This window comes from Candidatus Omnitrophota bacterium (assembly GCA_028712255.1).
Taxonomy (GTDB): Bacteria; Omnitrophota; Gorgyraeia; order Gygaellales; family Profunditerraquicolaceae; genus UBA6249.
The window spans coordinates 52,923-74,968 of sequence record JAQTQJ010000007.1 but is presented as its reverse complement, the minus strand read 5'-3'; the positions used below and the strand labels follow the sequence as shown (position 1 = coordinate 74,968).

Sequence of the window (22,046 nt, the reverse complement as noted above, 5' to 3'; positions counted from 1 at the left end):
TCCGGATTTTATTATATCGATTAATAACCAAGCGAACAAGTCATTTTTTAGTAAAAAAACTCTTTATCTTTTCTATTATATACTTTTGATCCTTGTCGGTAATATCTGGATGTAACGGTAGGCTAAGCAATTCACTGTAAATTTTCTCTGTTACTGGTAACCTCACCTTTTGTTTGCCATAGTAGCTAAGTAAATGATTGGGATAATAATGTGCCGCGCATTCTATGTTATTATCAATTAAATACTGTCTTAAGCTATCCCTCTTGCCATTTATAACCTTTATCGGAAATATATGCGGCACAATTTCATCATAATCATTCGGAAATAACTCGATATCAGTAATCAAACCCAATTCATTATGGTATTTCTTAGCTAACTTCTGCCGAGAAGGTTTAAATTCCTTCTCAAACCTTTTAAGCTGGCTCAATCCGATAGCTGCAAATAAATTACTCATATGATAACGGAACCCCTGATGGAATACGTCAAACTCCCAGCTTCTTTTGCCTTGATACCTGGCTTCGGTATCTTTATGCACGCCTAAAAGCCTGGCATCCATCACAAATTCAGCTACTTTTGCATCTTTAGTTACAACTGCCCCTCCTTCACCACAAGTGATATTCTTAATACCATCAAAACTAAAACAAATTACATCGCCAAATGAACCGACCTTTTTACCTTTATATACTGTCCCAAAAGCATGCGCAGCATCTTCTATAACCCTGAGCCCATGTTCTTTTGCAAATCTATAGACTTCTTCAAGATTACCGGTTCTGCTGGCATAATGAACTGGCATAATTGCTTTAGTTCTTTTAGTAATTCGCTTTTTGGCGTCTTTCAAATCTATCATACAGGTTTCCGGTATAACTTCACAAGCTACAGGGACAGCTCCTACAGCGCTTATTGCCTGAAAACAAGCCACAAAAGTAAGCGATTGTACCAAAACTTCATCACCAGGAACAAGGCCAATACTCATCAGGGCAAGGTGTAACGCGGCAGTTCCGGAGTTAACACAAATAGCTTTACCTGCGCCGATATATTTTTCGATAGACTTTTCAAAATCCCTGACAAAACTTCCCATCCCAAGATAAGAATCATCAATTACTTTACTTAATGCCTTTTTCTCTAACAAACCAACCACTGATTTTGAAAGCCTGATATTTTTTTTCATCTCAATTTAGCCCAATCCTTTAACCGGATAAAATTTAATATCTTTTTTATAAAAACTCCCGGATTTCTTAATAATTTTACCATACAAACCTTAAAAAAGACGAAGGGTTTATTTTTCAAAAAAGATATTAATAGAAACTGCTGACCGTCCGCAAGTATTTTTTTGAGCTTTTGGGTACCTAATCCATCTGTTGATATTGAAAAGCTCCTGATATAAAGATCATCTAGAGAAAAATCTGGACGAAATAATTGCCTTTCTTTACACAAGTCATACAGCTCTGAACCAGGATATGGTGTTGCGATTGAAATATGAGGCGTATAAATGCCCAGTTCTGCTGCCATCCGAAAACTATCCCATATCTGTTCTTCGGTTTCACCGGGCATACCAACAACTAAAAATATACCAACATCCAAACCTATTCTTTTAGCATATCGTACGAGCGGCTTGACCTTTCCAAGATTTAATGGCTTTTTAATAATTGTGTCTAAAACATACTGATTCCCGGATTCGAGAGCAAAATTTAAACCACGACAGCCGCTTGCTTTCATCTTATCAAGAAGATTTTCATTAAGTGTCCATGCGGCAATGCCATTAGGAGTATCCCATTCCATATTCAAATGTTCACTGATCATTAAATCAAATATCTCCTCTGCACGCTTCGGATTTAAAGTTAAGTTATCATCTTCAAACATTATCTCTTCGATACCATATGTTTGTTTTAGTCGTTTAAGCTCCTGAATGACATTTTCCGCTGACCGGTAGCGAAAACCCCTGCCCCAAACCGCATAAGCAGAACAAAATGTGCATTGCGCCGGACAACCACGCGACGTTATAATAGGCGAGAATCGTTTTCTCCTACGGTTACCATGAGAAGCTTCTAATCCAAAATACTTTTCCATGTTTAAAAGATGCCAAGCTGGAAAAGGCAAAATATCTAAATTTTCAATAAACCTGGTTTTGGGTATAATTTTAATTTCTCCGTTTTCTCTATAACCAACCCCATCGAGAGCAAGAATATCAGCTTCTCCTTCAATCAAATGTACAAGCTCAATTATAGTCCAATCTCCCTCTCCTATAACCACATAATCAACATTCTTATCAGCAAGAACCAACTCTGGCATCACCGTAGGATGCGCTCCTCCAGCAACCGTTATAATATCCCTGTTAACTTTTTTAGCGATTGAATAGATTTTATGCGCATTTTCACGTTGTTTCGTAAATAAATTATTAACCCCTACTATATCCGGAGAATAATGCCGGATGATCTTTTCAATATCTTCAAACGAAAGGCCAATCCGTATTAAGTCATCTGTTACTTTAATTCGGTTATCCCAACCCTCAATCAAACAATCAACTATTTTTACTCCAATGCCATTTTCTTCAAGAATTGCTCCCAAATATCCCAACCCTAATGGCGGCAGAGGATTTATGTCTATCCTATCTTTAAAGGTTATGGCTGGTGGAATAAATAATAAAACTTTTTTTATCTTTTTCATGATAATTTATTGATAATGTGATCAGTCCCTCATAATAAGCTTGAAAATAAATAGTTCTGGAATAAATTTAGGTTTTATAAAAAATATTCTTATTTAGATACTTACAAGCTCTTCCCGGAATACTAAAAGGCTCTTTCAAACAGGTCAATAACTTAGCTTTATAATTAATCTTTAGCGATTCATAAAATACCATTTTCCTCAATTCATCAGCGCTCCAATCGGAACCGAGAATATTGTACTCATCAGAACACTGCTCAATCTCATATGATCTCAATAGTCCCTTTTCTTTTACATAATTATAAAGCGCGGAACCTGGGAATGGGGTAGCCACAGAAAAATAACACATTATTTTTAACTTTCGCGCCAATTGAAAGGTATCTTCAATCTGCTTCCTTGTTTCTTCTGGGAGACCTACTATAAAATACGCGCAAGACTCAAGGTTAATCTTACGACAATACGCCACAAGTTCTTTAACAGCTTCAATATCCAGCGGTTTTTTAATAATATTATTTCTCACATGCTCGTTACCAGATTCAATCGGGAAAAATATGCGCTTAACACCAGCTGCCTTCATCTTAGCTAAAATAGCCTCGTCCAGTTTTTTAATAAACAGACCGTTTGGGATTTCAAATGTCAAATCCATTCTTTTTTTAATTAAGTAATCAAGGATTCCGTGTAATCTGTCAGTGTCGAAATTAAAATTATCATCAACAATAATCAATTCTTTCACCCCGAATTTTTCTCGCAGTAGGGTAATTTCTCCAATTACATTATCAAGAGACCGAGTTCTCAAGTTCCTTCCCCAGGTGTCACGAACGCTACAGAAAAAACAATTATAAGGGCATCCTCTGGAGGTAAGCATGGTCATAAAAGGATGTCTTTTTACTGAACCGCCATGTGACATTTTCTGATATAAGTACTTATCCATTTTAAACAAATGCCACGCCGGATATGGTATTTGATCCAATTTTTCAATGAACTCCTGTGGCCTGTTCAACCTAATCGCGCCATTATCACGATATGCAATCCCTGCAACTTCCTTTAAATCCCTAGCGTTGTTTAATGCGCTTATTAACTCAAAAAATACATACTCCCCCTCGCCAAGAATTCCATAATCTATATTTGAATCCATCATAACCAATTCTGGCACTGCTGAAACATGCGGCCCGCCAACTACAACGGGGATAGTGTTATCATGACATTTTATGACCTTAGCCATGGAGTGCATCGAGTAGTGCTGTGCTGAAAAAAGATTCGAGATACCGATGATATCCGGTGCATAATCAGATATTTTAGAAATAATCTCGCTATATGAAAGGCCGACACAAAAATGGTTTTCTCCATGGGCAACTTTATTGTTATAACCTTCTCCAAAAGCATCTATAATCTGTACCGAATAACCTTTTTTCTCCAAATAAGCAGCAATATATCCCATGCCCAATGGAAATGAAGGCCAATAATTCATTTGACTCTTCGCAATATAATAAGGAGGATTAATAAGAAGAATTTTATTTATTTTCATTCAGTAGCTGTTTTCTTTTAATTAAACGTTCCTTAATTTTTAATTTGGGTATTACCAAATAACAATACTCTATAGTGTTTTATTTTTTTCCGTTAATTCAAAAAATGATGCCAAAGTATCATCAGATACGGGAGTGAAATATAAATCTCGTATTTTCTCCCCGATTTTCTTAAATTCTTCACTCTTAAAAGGCAAAACGTCAATATAAGCATTTACCGCTTGCGCTAATTCTTCTGAAGAGTAGCACTCACGCGAAATAGGCGTATCAATATCTTTTAAAATGTTCTGGTTAATCATTATTCTGCTCCCGATATAAATTGAGGGAATGCCATATGAAATAGCTTCTATCATAACACTTGAGTTAGCGGATATCATTAAGGATGCATTTTTTAACCCTTCGGCCACACTTGCCTTATATATCTGAAAGACTTTCGGCCACCCTGATCCAACAAATAATTTTTTAATTGTTTTTTCATCATAATCAGGATGAGTTTTTATCAATATAACCACATTGTGTTTTATGTAAGTTAGCGAGCCTTTTAACATAAAAAGTATTTCTATTACATTCGGTATATGAAAAGGAAGGGCGACAAAAATAATCTTTTCTTTATTCCGCACTAGCTGAAAATCCCTAACCTGTCTAAATATATGATCATACCTTAATGCTCCACCTACTCTGCAAGAAATAGAGCTGGTAAAAATGCTTGCCCTTTTGCATTGATATTGACTCGTTTCAACTATTGAATCCGGAGCAGTTCCAGCTTCTATCTCAGATTGACAAGGAAAAACACTTAATAAATTTGGTGGGTGTAAAAACATTTGAGCACCGGATATTCTTACTTTAGGAAAAAATTTCCTGATCCCAGCTATAAGCGCTTTATCAATAACCTGGTTTTCAAACCAAAGCACAAAATAGCACGGGTCAAAGGCGGTTTTGCTTAACCTTAAGAACAATTGATATGCCAATACTGCTTCCATCGCGGGTGAAAAACATTCTTTCGATCTCATCTCTTGTATACTATTAAAAAAACTGCAGGATCTAAAATCTTTAAATTCTATTTTCTTTCTCAAGGATCTGAACGGATATGTAAAAGCCAGCAAATAATCCGTGAATCGCAGAAAATCTTCTTTGATTATAAAAGGAGTCCTGCTGCTGCGCATTTTTCTATAAACAGCGAGATATGAACAATTAAAACCATAAAGAATCGGATGAATAACAATATTCAAACCATGACGAAAAGCATAATCATGGAGGAAAGGCAAAGTACGATCAGTTAGAATACCATCTTTGGTTAAAGAATTTTTGAAAATAAATGTATGGATAAGCGTAGAATTTTTAAAGAAACATTCATCTTTTTTAGAAATACCTCTGGTAATAAAAGCAGCAAAATTACGGATAGTAGAAATTATAATAAATCTCAACCAATCTAGTAACGGCTTAAATAAACTTGCAACAGAAACAATACTAAATGATTTATGTTTAATTATGACACTAATGCCATTTTTCTTAGCCCAATTTCCTAAATCTTTAGCAAACCCTGCTGATTCAACAAATACTAAATCAGGCAAAACACCATCTCTAAGTAATAATCGTTTTAATATTTCTAAGTAACATGTAAACTGAAATAAGTCACTTGTATAATTATTTCTTGAAAACACCGCTCCTAACCACCAGTCTAGCTCGTTACCATATTTTCTATTAAGTTCATCTACCCACGACACATACTCAGCTTTTATGCTATCCGCTATGCTTTTGTGAATTTCTATTATATCAATACAGGCAAAGTTGTCGGCTAATTGTTGCTCAATATAAGTTAATACCTTAAAATTACTTCCAAAATACACCCACCTTTTACCTTGCCGCCCCTTCAGCAAAACTTTAATTTTTCTTAAATTAACGTAAGGAGTGGAAATTATAACTTCTTCTTTTCTCATGATAATCTTTTCCGGCAGGTATTATTTTAGGTACTTAAACTTAATGGTATCCTTTTTCATAATTTTAAGAATAACCTTTAAATCTTCTGGAGTGTCGACGGAAGTAGTATACTCATCGGTTACAACACCTCTAAAGTTATAGCCATTTTCAAGAATACGTAAATACTCGATATATTCAATTTTCTCTAGCTTTGTTTGCGGCCAAGAAGAAAATTTCTTTAGCCACTTCTTACGGAAAGCTACTACACAATAAAGCTTATATAAATATGAAACTTGTAACCTGGTACTTGATGGTATATCCGAACGGGACATATACATAATATCTTTATTACGATCCATTACTACCTTGCATTCTGTTATTTCACCAAATTGCGGTGTTTTGCATACCAAGGTCGCAAAATTGACTGCCGGCTCAACCACCATAGACTCAACTAACTTATCAATATCCTTCGGCTTAACCAAAGGCTCATCTCCTTGAATATTTACAACTATATCACATGTTAATTTATCAGAAGCTTCCGCTATCCTGTCTGTACCAGTCTGATGCACAGCATATGTCATAACTGCTTTACCACCATAACTTGATACGCAATCAAATATCTCCCGGGAATCAGTAGCGACAAAAACCTCTGCTAATTTTTTACTTAACTGAGCTCTTTTAAGCACATGAATCACCATCGGCATGCCTAAAATATCCACGAGCGGCTTTCCCGGAAACCGCGATGACTTCATCCTAGCTGGTATTATCCCTATTATTTTCATAGTAATTTCCCTAATAATTAAACTACGGTTATTTGAGATATATCCGAAATAATATATTCTGTCTTTCCAACAAACTCTTCTTTTGAAGCTATTCCACTCAAAACAGCTATCGAAGCTTTAAGCTTAGCGTTATTTCCCATCTCGATATCCGTAATTGCATCCCCTACCATTACGGCATTGACCTTATCCACTGAAAGCTTATCCAGAATAAAATTGATCATATCAGGGTGCGGCTTGTAATTCTTAACCATATCCTCGCCAACAACAATATCAACTTTATCGGATATCCCTAGCACATCAAGTGCTAATTTCGCACGCTGGGTCTTATCAGTAGTGGCCAATGCAATGCTACATCCGCATTTACTCAAGAAATTAATAAGTTCCTTCATGCCATTTACCGGCCTTATTATTTCATTCAAATGTTGCAAGCTTATTTCATCAGCTTCTTTAAAGGCTTTCAAACAAAGATCATGAGTATCAACAAAACCTATAGCTAAGAGAGCTTTCTCCATTGCCGCCATAACAATTTCCCGCTTCTTAATCCCAACCGGACCATCATTTCTTAACCGTTCGTTCGCAAAATCAACCCCCATCAAAAACATAATCTCTGATTTTTGTTTTAAATTAAACCCGAGTCTTTTTCTAGCAAATTCAACCCTATAATCAACCATATTTGACCAATAATGGTAAAGATTCATAAGAGTTCCATCCTTGTCAAAAATCACCAGCCTCACTTTTTCTATTATTCTATCGTTAACCTTTAAATTAATCACCTATCGCCTCTAAATTAACACGTATCAATTCATCCGCAACTGATACCGCTTTCTTTATTAATGATTTATTATCGTAAAATTTATCCTGAGATATAAACTCTTTCACAATTTTCCTGGCAAAGCTGCCAATTGCCACTCCATGAACGCCCACAGCACATTGTTTAGCCAATAATCCGGTTTTACGGTTTGTTCCCCCTGACAAAACAATCTTAACCGGTATCTTGCTTTTTCCAACTATATCAGCACAAGCAATAGCTTGCAGCGTATTATTATAATCATCATTTTCACTGCCGCTCATCGGAATACCATCAGCTTGAATTATCAGGCGTTCCCCTGTTAATACATATGCCATCTTGATTCTATCAATAAGATGCTCATCCGATAAAAGAGATCGATCGATACATAAACTGATAAAATTACCTTGAATTAAATTATTAATGATTTTCCAATCCGCTAAAAATGCCTTATCATCATCTATGGCAGCATGCAACTCTAAGGTTTCAACTCCCCTCTGAATACATAAAGGAAGTATCTTATTAAAATCCAATCTTTTGCTTATATATTGTATTGCTGCCTTCGGACAAATCGTTTCACAATGCCCGCAACCAATACATCGATATTTCACCACCTTGCAATCATCACTTATTGCTTTCTGCTGGCATACTGTTATGCATAGGCCGCATTTACTGCAGTTATCTAAATTAATCTGGGCCTTGCGAACATGCGGATCACCTTTAAGGCCAATACTTACATTTAAATATGGTTTTACTCTTATATCTCTACCTAATAACGGTGCAATTTCATAAGCTTTACGTATGCCTTCTGCTGCAGCATCAACAATATCGGCATTCGCCGATAAATCAAGCATGGTCGAACCGGCAAGAGTAAATATAAACGCTAGCCGCTTTACCTCCTCAGGATCTTCGTTACCTGCTCCACAAACTAACTTAAATAACTTTCTTTGTTGTAGAATTTTCTTTAGCCTGTTATATCTTGCTCTATTCATATCAGAATTATTTATCTTTCGTTTTCCCAATATAATTCTCCAGGCCCTTATAAAATGCTCGGTAATTAGTAGGAGTAAGAATATGTATACCCTCTTTTCCTCTGGCAATCAAGTAAGCGTCAATTTGTTCAAGAAAATACTGGCACCAACGATGCATCTCAAGAATCATCCCCCGGTCCTCTTTTTCGTCCTTTTCTTTGTAAAAATGCATATTTTCACTTGTTTGATTCTGAATATAACCATCCATACCTACGGCAAATATTCTCCGGGCTCCCATAACTATCGCCAGAGCCAAAAGTAAAATGGCAACGGTACGACAATTTGTAGTAATAAGGCCATCTTGAATATCAAAGTGGGGATCAAGCGCATCAATATAAGACAGCCGTTCATAAACTCTATCGGTATATTCCCGAATCAACTCCTCTGATATTGAACGGCCAATTAATAATTTTGAATCCGGATCAACGGTATCAATATAAGAATCAAATCTACGTTTATTAGTAAATGCATGGTAATGAAGTTTAAAAAGCCCTCCCATATAATTTGCGCCAAGAACAACAGGGTCATACTTTTCTATAAATGTATTTATCTTATCTTTATATTCATTAAGAGAGGGGCCATTGGCAAGAATAAGAAAGTCGCGATCTTTATGACGATTAATATACGAAATTTCAACTTGAGTATACCTGTCTGTGCGAGAATTACTTCCTGTCTTCTTCGGCGCACTTCTTGTATTTTGATTATCAGGGCCGCGCATGATCCCCTCACTCATAAGATCATCTAAAATTTTCTTTGAAAACCCCACAGGCTTTTTAAGATGAATATATTCCATAGCCTTCCAAATATCCTCAATAGTATATTCGTGAGTTTCCACTAAAGTTTTGGCATAATTAGGATGACACTGGAACATTCCGGATAACATATAGGGCAATTGATATCCCCATTTGTTTTCATTAAACAGGTTAACAAAATACCTATCAATAATATTAAGCAAAGGTATGGAATTGTACCTGTCTTTCTTCTCTTTTTCAAGAAAAGCAATCATGATCTCCGTCGGTAGATTGCCGGCAGCCCTGCCCATACCATAAACAGTGGAATCAAGTATATGAACACCGCAACGCACCGCTTCCAGAGAATTGGCAAAAGCCATCTGCAAACTATTATGCGGATGAAAACCAACTTTAATTTTCGGAATACTCAATAAAGGCTCTACGATTGAACCAATCTGATGCGGAAATAATGAACCATAGCTATCAACGACATAAATATAATCGATACCAGTACCTTTAAGCATTGTAATAAGTTCATTACGTTCATTTTCTAAAAAGTTGTTATAATTCATTAGATTTAACGATACCTTATAACCCTTTACTTTGATCTGTTCTAACAATGCAATGGCTTCTTTAAAACAGTCCTTATTCGCCGCTAAACGGACAAGCTCAACCATGCTATCACCAGCATCACAAAAATCCTCTGGCTCAATTTTGCCGTAATCAACCATTAAAGCTAATTTTGCGCCATCAATATTAGAAACAACTTCACGGATCGTCTCTTCAGGGCTAAATCTCCATATCCCATAATCATCGCTATTGAAATGTTTTGTCGAGCCCCGATAACCTATCTCAATATAATCAACTCCTGATTTTGATAAGGCGCGATACAATTCCCTAACCAATTTTTTTTCAAATTTCCAACTATTAAGGTATCCCCCGTCTCTAATAGTACAGTCTAATATTTGAAAATTTGAAGTCTTGGCAATATTCATCTATCGGCTCATTTTTTGAGTAATCTTACGTTGAATAGACTCATGCATAGTTTTATAACTATTTAAAATTAAATCTGAATCAACCATATATGTCAAATAGCGAACGCCGCAATCAAGCAGGATCTCTAAATACTTCATATCTGGCGCAAAAGAGCCACAAGCTAAGCCTTGGGCCTCTGCGGTTTTTACGCTCTGTCGAATGTATTTTATGATTTCCTTATCTTCAATCTGCCCGGGCTTGCCTAAAGACTGGGATAAATCATAAGGCCCAATAAAAATAACATCAATATCCACAACCTTTACAATTTTTTTCAAGTTTCTTACTCCATCAATACCTTCTATATTCAGGACAATAGTAGTCTTATCATTAGACCTGTTAGTATAGCCTTGGGCGTCTAAACCATAACGGGCTGCCCGGGTAAAAGGAGAAAACCCCCTCTTACCTTTCGGATGGTATTTTGCGGATTCCACGGCTAACCGAGCTTGAGCTTCTGTAGAAACATGCGGTATTTGTATACCGCAAGCACCAATATCAAGTGCCCGCAATATAAAATTAGGCTCGTTACAGGGAACACGTAATATTGACGGCATTCCTGTGATCTCAGCAGCTCGGATTAGATTCTCAGCGGATTCAATATTAACAGAGCCGTGTTCGGAATCAATAACGATAAAGTCTAATCCGCTATAGCCGATGATTTCAACTAAAGCCGCAGAAGGAATTATATTCCAGGACCCTAAAAGTATTTCACCGCTTTTTAGCCTGTCTTTCAAAGATGTTTTTTTCATATTAGGCCTCCTTAATCAATTAAAAACTAAATCATTTAAAAAAATATTTCTTAACATATTCGTTGCGTAATCCCTCGAATATCCTATTTCCCTCAGGAGTATAACTTTGCGCCATTTTAATTTCCGGCCACCTCGATTTGTCAAATTTTACGTACAGAGAAAAGGTACGTATAATACCTTTAACCCGCTCTTTAGGAAACTGTGGCATATCCAACACAGGCTCACCGGTAAGGCATGAGGTAGGCGTATCGTCATTGATAAAGCCACGCTTAACTGATAATGCATGAAGTCCGGTGCCGTGATACGGAACAAACGCATAACAATTCATCGTATCAACCTTATCCGCGATTCTACGATTAAGTTCAATAGTATCCATTGCCAATTCAGGCGTTTCATCCGGAAAACCGACAATATTATTAACACTGATGCCGGCAGGCAAGCTACACTCAGCAATAATATTGATCGCTTCCACAATAGCATCATTGGTAATATTTCTTTTAATATATTTCCTTCTAAACTCTTCATTACCATGTTCAATACCGATAGAAATCCTGTGGAGACCAACATTCTTGAGTTTACTGATCCTGTATTCGCTGACTGTCTCCGGCCTAGTTTGGCACCAAAACGGAATCTCGATATCCTTATACATCTTAATAAATTCATCAAACTCCGAATCCGTATAGGTAAGAAATGTCTCTGCCCAGAAATAAAAATACTCAGCCTTCCATTTATCACGGTAAAACTCAAGCTCTTTTTTCACTAAGCCTATTTTTTTCTTGCGCAGAAAGTTGCCAACTCCGGCGTCGGAATATAATTTTCTCTGAACCGGAGCATTACAATAGGTGCATTGATAAGGACAGCCTCTATGTGTTTCAACGGGAAACATGCGGTATACCTTACCCGCCATAGGCCTATAGAAACGGGCTTCTTCAAACAACGTAAAATCCGGTAATTGTTCGTTATTGATATCTTGAAGATACTTTAAAGGATTACGGATAATTTCCCCATCTTTATTTTTTACCCACAAATTATGAATATTAGAAAAATCCACACCCTGGCGTAATCGTGTACACAATTCTAAGAGAGCCTCTTCCCCCTCACCAATACAGACAATATCAACCTCTTTATGACTAATTACTTTCTCAGGAGCAAAAGTAGGATAGACTCCACCGGTAATCGTAAGGATATTATACTTATCTATATGTTTTAGCAGCTTTAATCCTCCCGGGAAAATATCCTCTGTCGCAGACAATGCGATTAAATCAGGTTGACATGAACGCACAAGTTGGTCAAGGTCATCAAGCGGGTCTGTAGTCTTAAGGGTAACCTGTCCGGACATATCAAACGGCCGCACCTGGAGATTTTTTTCCTTCTCCTTATCAGAATCAAACTCTCCTACCCGATAATAAGTAGTATCAAATAATGCCACATTAAAATCATTATCCTTTAAGATCCGTGAAAAAATAGCGATAGCAGGTGGCAGCATATTCATACCACGCAGATTGGGATAAATAAATAACACGTTAAATTCTGCCATAAATATTCTTCATCCCTGTGTTACTATATTGTTAAGTTCGCAGGTCCATGTATCTAGCCAGTTTTCTCGTGCACAAGCAAAATATTCACAGAATCTTGATCTTGCGTTTTGAACTTCTTTTTTTAACCACCAATCCATGGGATTATCAATGATTTCATTTACTTTTTTCGCGGCGCTAACAGGATCTTGATACAAAATTCCCACAATCCTCAACAAATCAAAATATTCCTCCGCTTCGGGTAGCATTAGGTGGACCTTGTGATCCCAATAAAAAACAGAAGGAACATTAATGGTAAGTGCTTCCAAAAAAGAAGTATGCGGATGATCGATTACGACTAATTTTGCCTGCTGCATATATTTAGTCAAATTACCTTTCGACAAAAAAATAACATTAGGTAAAATATTCTTAATAAATTCCTTTTCTCCCCAACCATATTCATAATGGTACGGACGATAAAAAATCCTATCCTTAAGACGTTCTGGTAAAGATTTTAAAAAAATCCGCTTATCTTCAAAATATTTCGTCATGTCATCAGGAAATAGAGTAGAATTAAATCTATATTGATACTTAGGCACGCTTGTTCCAACAAATATGATTTTATCAGATAGGGTGAAATGACTATCTACTAATTTGGAAAGGTGCGGGCTCGGTAATGTTCTGGTTTTATTAATCCTTGAATTACATCCCCAAGCATAAAATATACTATTCTCCACTCCGGTATTTACAACAGGGCAAGTCAGGGCCATACCATAACCACCTCCCTGCTGAAAACTTAAAAGCTTCGCATCTGTCAAAGCAGCTTCTGCAGCAAAAAATTTAAAATTTTCGTTATGATACCAACCCACTGCCGAACCAATAGCTTTTATATTTTTAGGCTTTACTCCTTTTTTATATTCATTAAAATTCTCGATATAAGACTTTGGTATTGCAATAGGCAATAATTGTCGCAATAAACTAGGAAATTTACCAGATACTTTTTCAAATCTTATTTTCTTTCTTTTTTCTTCCGAATATCCGCTAGAACTCACCACATTAATCGCATTATCAAAATTCTCAAAGATAACTGGATTCAAATACAATCTTGATTCTAAAGATAATATCTGCATAAAATCAAAATGATACATATCACTTAAAATTATAGATGGATGCTTGAATATGTTTCTTATTTTTTTTATGCCATAAAAAGCCTTTTTAATAAATTTAGTATTTTGAATGCTCCTCCTATCGGAAATAGATATAGTAATATTCTTTTCTACGGCCTTTTCAGGATAAAGATTGCGTATTATCTGACTAAATAATTTTAAATTATAAAAATCATCTTCCACGCACTGAGCAGAAATAGAATCATATGTTTCTAAAGACAATGACTTAGAAAGAGACCCGGGCAAAATGTAAGTATAGGTATCCGGAAAAAGCGCAAATGCATTATCTACTCTGACACATCTCTCATAAAGCACCTCTATAAACTGAGTCAGCCATGGCCCAATAAGCACTCTCCAATATTTCTCCGAATAACCGACGTCATGGACTAAATTTAATTGTTCAGACAATTCAGGTAGCACGTTTTCATAAATATCATGGCACAAATCTGCCGCATTCTTTACCTTTTTGGCAGGCTTCCACGGAGAAGGAACAATAGGATAAGTCTTGGTATCAATCAATTTCCTGCTTTTCTCCCCCATAAGACACCATGGCCCTAGAAGAAGAATTGCTTCATCGGTATTCCAAAATTCAGAAATTCCCGTTGTAGCTAAAAATTGTCGACCCGAACCCATTTCAGACTCCTACAAAATTTATCCAAATATCCCTTTTACTAGGGTAATTTGCCGATAAAGCGCATCAAAACCAATAACTTTTTTTATATCTTCCCTTTCAATAGGCTTTAGTAGCCAAAAATAATAAAAAATTAACGAAATAATATATACCAATGACATTTCAAAAAGAGTAAAAGCAAAATTAATTGGATGGAAACAAAACAAGACTACCGTGGACAATACAACCACAAACAGATATAGTAATAAATTTACTTTTATACTTCTATTAAAATATTCTGCAAAAGATATCTTTAAGGTAGTTAACGCCAATCGTAAAAACAAGGGGAAAGCTATAAAAATAATTGAAATAGCCATCCCCAAAGCTACAGCAATTATGCCTAACGCCTTAATAAAAGTAATACTAACCAACAGATTCACAACCGCAGCAACCAACAGAATCATGAGTGGCTGACGCACAATACCTTTAGCGGAAAGTAACCCAGTAGCCAGTTCGGAAGTACCGTTAAAAAGCCAACATACTATGATTATCCTCGCAGGAATAATACTATCGCCAAAGGCCGGGCCCATCCAAAAATAAATGAACGGCTCAATAAAGACAAAAACAATTATTATAATAGGCAAAAATACGGCGGACATAAACTTCGTGCCTTTGAGTAAAATCTGCTTTTGGCGCTCATAATCATATGCGCCTTCCATTTCTGAGGTAACTATCCAAGAAGGCCCACCTATCGTTGAATTTATAACACGAAAATAATTTTGTAAGTTATAAGCAACGGCATATATAGACACTGCGGACATAGAGATAAAATAACCAATAATGATATTATGTACTTGAGAAATAAATATCATTATTAATGAACTAAGGAACATAAAAAAACTGAAATTAAATATAAATTTGAACGTGCGTATCTCCGTATATGGAAAAAGTATCCGTAAACCAATACGCTTGCGCACCATGCAATAAAGAACAAAATTACCAATAACAGTCAGCACCTGCATAGCGATAAAAAGTCGAACGATGCCATATCCTTTACTAAGCATGAAAAAAGTAGCTAACGCCAGCAAGATCTGGCTAGAAATACTAACCACTACATCGGTTCCCCACATATTTAATCCTTGAATAGCCCCGCGAAAGGTACTCATCGGCCATATGAATAAAGAGGATACCGATGCTACAATAAACAGATTCCTCATAACCTGAATATTTGCGGGATCAATCTTGAAAAAATAAGTAAAATACTTTGAACTCAAAAATAATAATACTGAAATAACAACGCCAGCAACGACATAGAACGAAAACGACGCATTAATAATCCGGTTAATACCCTTAAAGTCGCCTTTACCATGATATTCGGATACATATTTCATGAGCGCTGACATCATGCCAAAATCAATCACACCGAAGTAGCCAGTAACACTTATAACAATTAAGTAAACACCGTATACCTCTTTTCCAACATGCGCCACTATGAAAGGAAAGAGCATAAATGATATCAGCATAAAGACGGCCCTACTCAATACGATAAAACTTATGTTTTTTCCTATTAATCTGGCTTTTGACATTCTCTGTTAAATTTAGCAGCGCTATTTTTTGCTATCTTTTTAACTCTAAAAAGATAATACGCGTGTTCCACCTCATGATCCGACTCAAATTTTAACAGCTCGCTTAACAGATCCGGATATAGCTTTTCACAAACATATTTTTTGACTATAGAACGTAATCTCTTAAAATCTTCCGAATTGGACATTTTAAACAAAATCGGCAAGAATACTCTCTGTGAAATATCTTGATGTAAAAACATAACCTTATTAACGACTGGTATCATATTTAAAACTTTAAAGTTATGATACTCAAACCAATCCTTCCATCCTTTTTCACTTCTAGAGTGACGGGTCGTTAAATCCTTCCTGCCCCCATCAAGATTTTCAAGATATAACCTTACTTTTTTACTCTTCTCTTCATCTGCCAACCTTTTACATATATGCATACCAGAAAGATGCTCGCTAGGCAAGGTAACTATAAATTCACCATCTTCTCTCAAGATACGATATATTTCGTTAATTTGCCTATCCAGATTTCTGCCCCAATAAAAAGCAAAGATAGAATATACTTTATCTATGCTTCTCTCATTCAAACTTGTTTCTTCAAAAATCCCTTTGATAATTTTTTTATAAATACCTAGCGAATCGGCAACTCTTATATGATGGGGTTTTAGTTCCAAACCGAAATCTACTCTTCTCCATGGTGCCTTTTCAAATTTTAAAAGCTGCTGTTGATTTCTGTATATATCACCAGATTGGTTGGTTTTTATTTTTTGATTAGAAGCAACCACGTTAAGAAACCTATCATGGGTTAATGGTATTTTTGCACCAAACATCAAAGCACTAAAATATCCATCACCACAACCCAAATCCATTAAAACATCGCTCTTTTTTACCCATCCTTGTACATGGTAAGCAGTAACAGCATCCCAAATAATATCCATGGGCTTGAGCCAATATAGTTCAGAAAAATTCTTGATGAGACTTCGAAGTTTAGAATTACTAAGCATTTTGTTTCCCTCTCTTCTCATTATTGTCAATACTATCAATCAATTTTTCAATACGATTTACAATACGCTTGATACCTGCTCCATCTATCAATTCCTTCCCTCTCTTGCTCATGGAAAAACGTAACTTATAATTAGCTGTTAATCTATCCAAAGTGGCAAAAATATCTTTTTCCTTTATATCAGAACCATAGCCTAAATTAATACAAAAACCTTTCTCTTCTAATATCTTTGCCGTAATCTCCTCAAATTTTTCTGCACAAACTACCATAGTCGGCACGCCAAGACAGGCTAATTCAAAAAGAGTATTGCCTGCAGCACTAATAGCAATGTCAGCTTCCGTCATAAGAAAAGATAAATCACTGCAATTAGAAATAATATCGAACTCCCTAGAAGAATTACGTAGAACGATATCTAATTCTTTAAAATGAGAAAAATATGGTCCAAGTACAACATTAATTTTTATTTGCGGATCAACCGAATTTAGTGATTTAATAATTTTAGGTGTAAAACCATAGGTATCACTGCCCCCCTGCAAAACAAGGATGTTCTTAGCTTTTTTCTTTATCTGTTTAAGTAAAGTATGTTTTTCTTGAAAAACTTTAGATAAAGGCAAGAAACTCAATTCTGTTATGGCCTTAGGCTGAGGATAAAGAATATTGAACCTCAGATCAGCTAATAGGCTAGATTTTCCAACATCTTCAATCGTTACCAATCTCCTTGAATGCTTCTTAAACAGAATTACTTCTCTGCTCTCTGTATTAAGCTGGTTCAAAATAGAAATATCGAAAAACTTTTCCTTTAAAAATAACCCAAGATCGCTCAAACTATCGATTTCTTTTACCGGAAAACCATTATTCCGAATAAAATTTGAGGCTATCTTATCTTTATTTACCAAGAAAAATATGTTTTTGTTCAGCTTTCTTAATTCTCTCCCCAAATCAAGAGAAGAAATAAGATCCCCCATGCCCTGAGAATGACTTCCTTTAGTTTTTATAACAATTCTCGCCTTATACACCCGAAAACCTTTTCCGTAAGAATCCTCTTAACAATTTTTCGCCCTCAGAACGTTCCCACTTCCACTTACCTAGCATGTGTTCTATTTCGCGAATTTTACAAACCATCTCCTTGAGCTCGAATGGTTCAAGCGACAATACATGATCCGTACCGAGGTATTCTTTGCCAGTATTATAATTACGAAGTGGAACTTTTCTATCTAAGGTAATATGTTTTTCTATAACCTCAGCTCCAGCGGCAACAGCCACTAAAGGAGCAAATATTCCGGCAGTATGATCGGAATATCCTATCTTGTAATGAGGGAATATCTGCATTAGAATCTTCATCATATTTAAATGGACATCCTCCGGAGCAAGCGCACATAATCCTCTCCTCTTAAGCAGCGGACCGGTTGGATATTCAGAGACGCAATGCATTATATATAACTCATAGACATTCTTCAGATTATGCACAATTTCTCTTACTTCTTTCAAAGAAGCCATTCCCGTTGAAATAAAGACGCATCTGAAATTCTTATTTACAAAACTAATTAACTCTACGTCAGTTATCGAGCTACTTGCAATCTTTACGTCTTCTAAGCCTGCGTCCAGAAGCCACTGACAGGTCTTTATATTTTCCGGGCTAAAAAGTATGCGAATCCTTATTTTTCTTGCATAAGCAATCAGCTTTCTTATTTTTTCTGGGTTTAATGCAATCTTTAAAAACCATTCTTTTTCCGGGTCGCTTAAGGAAATATTTTCATAATCAAGAGTCTGAAATTTAACTATATCACAGCCGGATTTTTTCGCCTCCCGCATCAATTCCTTGGCTATAGTAAAATCACCATTAAAACATTCCCCTATCTCCGCGATGATTAAAGTCTCATACGTAGCTTTTTTCATTATAAAAAAACTTCCTCCAAAATTGGGACACCGATGCCATTGATAATATCCAGACTCCCAGGACCATAATTAAATAAAAGATCAATCACCGACATGCATGGTAAAAAAGGAGTAAGTAACTGAGAATAAACTGGATGGTGAAACTCCTGAATTATAACTTTTATTCCATTTTCACTGAACTTTTTCATATCGAGATAATCCTTACCGGAAATTCCTGAAACATAAGTTTTGGCGTTCAATGTTTTAGTGATATTAAATATCAAATCCCCTTTTTCTCCATCTACATTCAATTGAGAAGCAAGTATAACTTCCCTTACTATCCCCAGTTTCTTTAAGATAAGCTTTATGAAAGCAATATTTAAATCAATTAGATGATCATAATCTGAAGAGTAAATTTTCTGAAATTCAGGCCAAAAAAAATCAAAATATTTAGCTTTAGAATAACTCTGATGAACTGTCTTAAGGTTATCTGACCTCCACTCAATATCTTCCTTAAAAATCTTTACATCTTTTATCAGTAAATTATCCCTTGCCTCCTTTATAAGTGAAATACCTATCCATTTCCAGCCATTTTTGGTGCGAATTTTATTTCTGTTCTGAAAATACCTGCGGCGATACTGAACGTTATCAAGGACAACGTAAGTTTCAGCCATATTGAGCTTGTGAAAAAACCCCAGCCAAGGCAGATGTTCCGGCTGATGAATAGTAACAATCATCTGTTATTTACCAATCTCTTCAATCCGTTTTGTATATTTCTCAACAATAACCTTCTTACCACCAAAATTTTCCACAATAGGTTCGACCTTCCGAGGTAAAAAACAACGTTTACAGGCACTTAATAATTCTACTCCCTTATGTTCTCTGTGGCTTTGGCGTACTTTTGTCATATGAAGTCCGTTCCAAATATTGTAAACCTTATCCAGCTTTATATCACCAATAATAAATGTATTGAATTCATCGTTATGACAATACGGAACCAAACCATCAAAAAGAATAGTTAACCTTTGATAAGGTACCGGGCAATCAAAATTCTCCCAATACTCTATTTTTTCAAGTTCATCATTATGCAAATAATCAATAAGAGGGTTAGAAGTAATGGCATCGACATATGGATCAAATAAGTCTATGTATTCATCCGCGCAGTCCTTAATTGCCGGCCAAACTGATTGTATTTTTATAACCGGTTTACTTGATTTGGCAGCCTCTTTTATACGCTTATATTCTTTTATCTTCTGCACCGACTCTTCAAAAACAGCCGGCTTTCTTATTTTTTCATAATTTTCTTTTAAGCCGTCAAAAGAAATGGTCAACCAATCGAGCCCAGCCTTCATTGATTTTTCGAAAAGTTCAGGAGTCAAGGCTAGAATATTACTCAAAGATGATACCTCTTTTACTCCGGCTCTTTTAGCATAAGAGATAAAATCAACTATCTGCGGATTAATAAACGGCTCACCACGGTGGCTTAGGCGTATGGAATATATCTTATAACTAACCGCCTCATCGATAATTTTCTTAAATAACGAAAAATCCATGAATCCTTTGTCTACCTTCTGCCTAAAATCACCAGTAGTAGTAAAACACATCGGGCACTGCATATTACATAAAGCCGATGTCTCTATGTCCAGATGAATAGGAAATTTAGAAACATGATGAAATCGGGGAAGATTATACCACTGCCAACGATTCAACAGGTAAGCAACCAAATGCCCGCGGCCGCGGAGATAATTAAACTTTAAATCTTTCCGTTCGGAAATACAGATCTGGTCTTTATTAATCCTCATTCTTTTGCTCTTGTAATATTTTCTCCGCTAGCCAAAAATCAAACTCATCATCAATTTCTACATTCTCAAAACGGCTAATAAACTTCCTTGCGATTTTTTTACCATAACGGTCGCCACTTTTTACGAAATCAGACTTCATCACATAAACGTTGCCATCATCGTAAAAAAATCCTTCAATATCCTGCCTGCGTAAATGATTTTTACCATATTCCTTATATTTACACATAAAACCTGTAGCTAAAGAGTCGTAACCGCCATCAATAAACTCCTTAACACATTCATCAATTAATCCGGATTTTCTTATTGGGGATGTTGCCTGTAAAAGAACTAAGGTATCGCATTTAAGAGAATCCACGGCGTGTTTTAAAACGCTTTCAGTTGAAGCTTCATCTGTAGCAAGTTCAACAGGACGTAAAAGAACCTCTGCCCCGAACCTTTGAGCTACTTCGGCTATTTCTTTATCTTCTGTTGACACAACATATTTATCTATAAGTTTTGATTTTTTCGCTGCCTCAATCGTCCAGGCAAGTAAAGGTTTATCGGCAATCATTTTTATATTTTTTCTTGGAATGCCTTTGCTACCACCACGAGCAGGAGTTATCCCCAGTATCATTCCCATTTCCTCCTTATACTAACAAAAGCTTCAGCATAATCATAGCCGATTTCCGTACCTCTTTTCTGAGCCAAAGCTTTGAGAGCTTTTTCTGACCTAGGATGAGGATACAATCTGCTTTCTGTTTCATAACATGCCAACCCTTTTATCTTCTTGTTGATAAAATGGCTAATATTTACATAAAAATTGGGCAAGAATGCAGTTTCAATTAACGGAGGGGATTGCTCCGTAGAAGAAGAAACTTCATACATATTAATTTCTTTTATAAAAGGAGTTACAGCAGGTCTTAGGGCAACTCTGGCAGCATCAAAAACAGCACGATGATCCTGATTATTATCCTGTCTAAAGGGTAAATAAACAATATCAGGTTTTATGGCTTTAACATGCTTTTCCATGGGTATAATAAGATCCTGCAGGCAGGCATCAAGCCTTTCATCATTTAAACCTAAAAATACCACGTTATCATATCCTAACGCTTTCTTTGCTTTTAAAGCATGCTTTTCCTCAACCCCATTCTCTTCTTTATTAAAACAATGATTGTAAATCCGATGGGCAACAAAAATTACAGTAACCTTATCCCCTGCAGCTTTATGCTTACAGATTATTCCACCACACCCAAGTACTTCATCATCCATGTGGGCAGCGATAATTAAGACTTTATGCTTTGCCATTTTGTCCT

19 protein-coding genes are annotated in these 22,046 nt (G+C 36.0%); all 19 read right to left on the bottom strand.

The window, feature by feature from the left end; all coding sequences use genetic code 11:
- Nucleotides 1–40: 40 nt before the first annotated feature.
- Entirely contained in the window at nt 41–1,168 is a 1,128-nt protein-coding gene (locus tag PHC29_04660; GenBank protein ID MDD5108784.1) for a DegT/DnrJ/EryC1/StrS family aminotransferase, read from the bottom strand.
- Nucleotides 1,165–2,664, bottom strand: coding sequence for a radical SAM protein (locus tag PHC29_04655; GenBank protein MDD5108783.1), 1,500 nt, complete (start codon nt 2,662–2,664; stop codon nt 1,165–1,167). The genes PHC29_04660 and PHC29_04655 overlap by 4 nt, the downstream gene beginning before the upstream one ends.
- 67 nt (nt 2,665–2,731) lie before the next feature.
- Nucleotides 2,732–4,186, bottom strand: coding sequence for a radical SAM protein (locus PHC29_04650; GenBank protein MDD5108782.1), 1,455 nt, complete (start codon nt 4,184–4,186; stop codon nt 2,732–2,734).
- Between the two features lie 69 nt (nt 4,187–4,255).
- A complete protein-coding gene (locus tag PHC29_04645) occupies nt 4,256–6,121 on the bottom strand; it encodes a hypothetical protein (GenBank protein ID MDD5108781.1) in 1,866 nt (621 codons plus the stop codon).
- A gap of 21 nt (nt 6,122–6,142) precedes the next feature.
- Nucleotides 6,143–6,883 (bottom strand): 3-deoxy-manno-octulosonate cytidylyltransferase, encoded by a 741-nt coding sequence (kdsB, locus tag PHC29_04640; protein ID MDD5108780.1) that lies wholly within the window; start codon nt 6,881–6,883, stop codon nt 6,143–6,145.
- Nucleotides 6,884–6,900: 17 nt separating this feature from the next.
- Complete coding sequence (locus PHC29_04635; GenBank protein ID MDD5108779.1) at nt 6,901–7,656, bottom strand: HAD family hydrolase; 756 nt, start codon at nt 7,654–7,656, stop codon at nt 6,901–6,903.
- Nucleotides 7,649–8,692 carry an LdpA C-terminal domain-containing domain gene (locus PHC29_04630; protein ID MDD5108778.1) on the bottom strand — a complete coding sequence of 348 codons (1,044 nt, stop codon included), beginning with the start codon at nt 8,690–8,692 and terminating at the stop codon, nt 7,649–7,651. The genes PHC29_04635 and PHC29_04630 overlap by 8 nt, the downstream gene beginning before the upstream one ends.
- Nucleotides 8,670–10,427, bottom strand: a complete 1,758-nt coding sequence (locus PHC29_04625; GenBank protein ID MDD5108777.1) for an aldolase catalytic domain-containing protein — start codon at nt 10,425–10,427, stop codon at nt 8,670–8,672. Before PHC29_04625 ends, PHC29_04630 begins: the two co-directional genes overlap by 23 nt.
- Nucleotides 10,428–11,213 (bottom strand): aldolase/citrate lyase family protein, encoded by a 786-nt coding sequence (locus tag PHC29_04620; GenBank protein ID MDD5108776.1) that lies wholly within the window; start codon nt 11,211–11,213, stop codon nt 10,428–10,430.
- Nucleotides 11,214–11,244: 31 nt separating this feature from the next.
- Complete coding sequence (locus tag PHC29_04615; GenBank protein MDD5108775.1) at nt 11,245–12,750, bottom strand: radical SAM protein; 1,506 nt, start codon at nt 12,748–12,750, stop codon at nt 11,245–11,247.
- A 9-nt stretch (nt 12,751–12,759) separates the two neighbouring features.
- Complete coding sequence (locus PHC29_04610) at nt 12,760–14,526, bottom strand: LIC12162 family protein (protein ID MDD5108774.1); 1,767 nt, start codon at nt 14,524–14,526, stop codon at nt 12,760–12,762.
- A gap of 18 nt (nt 14,527–14,544) precedes the next feature.
- Nucleotides 14,545–16,089, bottom strand: a complete 1,545-nt coding sequence (locus PHC29_04605; GenBank protein ID MDD5108773.1) for an MATE family efflux transporter — start codon at nt 16,087–16,089, stop codon at nt 14,545–14,547.
- On the bottom strand, nt 16,071–17,012 hold the full coding sequence (locus PHC29_04600) for a methyltransferase domain-containing protein (protein ID MDD5108772.1): 942 nt from the start codon (nt 17,010–17,012) through the stop codon (nt 16,071–16,073). The genes PHC29_04605 and PHC29_04600 overlap by 19 nt, the downstream gene beginning before the upstream one ends.
- 58 nt (nt 17,013–17,070) lie before the next feature.
- A complete protein-coding gene (locus PHC29_04595; GenBank protein ID MDD5108771.1) occupies nt 17,071–18,042 on the bottom strand; it encodes a glycosyltransferase in 972 nt (323 codons plus the stop codon).
- 43 nt (nt 18,043–18,085) lie between these two features.
- Complete coding sequence (locus tag PHC29_04590; GenBank protein MDD5108770.1) at nt 18,086–18,973, bottom strand: N-acetylneuraminate synthase family protein; 888 nt, start codon at nt 18,971–18,973, stop codon at nt 18,086–18,088.
- Nucleotides 18,973–19,689 (bottom strand): WbqC family protein, encoded by a 717-nt coding sequence (locus PHC29_04585; GenBank protein MDD5108769.1) that lies wholly within the window; start codon nt 19,687–19,689, stop codon nt 18,973–18,975. Before PHC29_04585 ends, PHC29_04590 begins: the two co-directional genes overlap by 1 nt.
- Nucleotides 19,690–19,692: 3 nt before the next feature.
- On the bottom strand, nt 19,693–20,754 hold the full coding sequence (locus PHC29_04580) for a radical SAM protein (protein ID MDD5108768.1): 1,062 nt from the start codon (nt 20,752–20,754) through the stop codon (nt 19,693–19,695).
- Entirely contained in the window at nt 20,744–21,373 is a 630-nt protein-coding gene (locus PHC29_04575; protein ID MDD5108767.1) for an acylneuraminate cytidylyltransferase family protein, read from the bottom strand. The genes PHC29_04580 and PHC29_04575 overlap by 11 nt, the downstream gene beginning before the upstream one ends.
- Entirely contained in the window at nt 21,364–22,038 is a 675-nt protein-coding gene (locus PHC29_04570) for a PIG-L family deacetylase (protein ID MDD5108766.1), read from the bottom strand. Before PHC29_04570 ends, PHC29_04575 begins: the two co-directional genes overlap by 10 nt.
- Nucleotides 22,039–22,046 lie beyond the last annotated feature (8 nt).

What these genes read in the sequence shown, in the direction of transcription:
- PHC29_04585 (MDD5108769.1), bottom strand. Translation starts at nt 19,689, where the DNA reads ATGATTGTTACTATTCATCAGCCGGAACATCTGCCTTGGCTGGGGTTT.
- PHC29_04660 (MDD5108784.1), bottom strand. Translation starts at nt 1,168, where the DNA reads ATGAAAAAAAATATCAGGCTTTCAAAATCAGTGGTTGGTTTGTTAGAG.
- PHC29_04625 (MDD5108777.1), bottom strand. Translation starts at nt 10,427, where the DNA reads ATGAATATTGCCAAGACTTCAAATTTTCAAATATTAGACTGTACTATT.
- PHC29_04570 (MDD5108766.1), bottom strand. Translation starts at nt 22,038, where the DNA reads ATGGCAAAGCATAAAGTCTTAATTATCGCTGCCCACATGGATGATGAA.
- PHC29_04645 (MDD5108781.1), bottom strand. Translation starts at nt 6,121, where the DNA reads ATGAGAAAAGAAGAAGTTATAATTTCCACTCCTTACGTTAATTTAAGA.
- PHC29_04600 (MDD5108772.1), bottom strand. Translation starts at nt 17,012, where the DNA reads ATGGATATTATTTGGGATGCTGTTACTGCTTACCATGTACAAGGATGG.
- PHC29_04615 (MDD5108775.1), bottom strand. Translation starts at nt 12,750, where the DNA reads ATGGCAGAATTTAACGTGTTATTTATTTATCCCAATCTGCGTGGTATG.
- PHC29_04580 (MDD5108768.1), bottom strand. Translation starts at nt 20,754, where the DNA reads ATGAGGATTAATAAAGACCAGATCTGTATTTCCGAACGGAAAGATTTA.
- PHC29_04590 (MDD5108770.1), bottom strand. Translation starts at nt 18,973, where the DNA reads ATGAAAAAAGCTACGTATGAGACTTTAATCATCGCGGAGATAGGGGAA.
- PHC29_04610 (MDD5108774.1), bottom strand. Translation starts at nt 14,526, where the DNA reads ATGGGTTCGGGTCGACAATTTTTAGCTACAACGGGAATTTCTGAATTT.
- PHC29_04655 (MDD5108783.1), bottom strand. Translation starts at nt 2,664, where the DNA reads ATGAAAAAGATAAAAAAAGTTTTATTATTTATTCCACCAGCCATAACC.
- PHC29_04650 (MDD5108782.1), bottom strand. Translation starts at nt 4,186, where the DNA reads ATGAAAATAAATAAAATTCTTCTTATTAATCCTCCTTATTATATTGCG.
- PHC29_04620 (MDD5108776.1), bottom strand. Translation starts at nt 11,213, where the DNA reads ATGAAAAAAACATCTTTGAAAGACAGGCTAAAAAGCGGTGAAATACTT.
- PHC29_04595 (MDD5108771.1), bottom strand. Translation starts at nt 18,042, where the DNA reads ATGGGGGATCTTATTTCTTCTCTTGATTTGGGGAGAGAATTAAGAAAG.
- PHC29_04575 (MDD5108767.1), bottom strand. Translation starts at nt 21,373, where the DNA reads ATGGGAATGATACTGGGGATAACTCCTGCTCGTGGTGGTAGCAAAGGC.
- kdsB (MDD5108780.1), bottom strand. Translation starts at nt 6,883, where the DNA reads ATGAAAATAATAGGGATAATACCAGCTAGGATGAAGTCATCGCGGTTT.
- PHC29_04605 (MDD5108773.1), bottom strand. Translation starts at nt 16,089, where the DNA reads ATGTCAAAAGCCAGATTAATAGGAAAAAACATAAGTTTTATCGTATTG.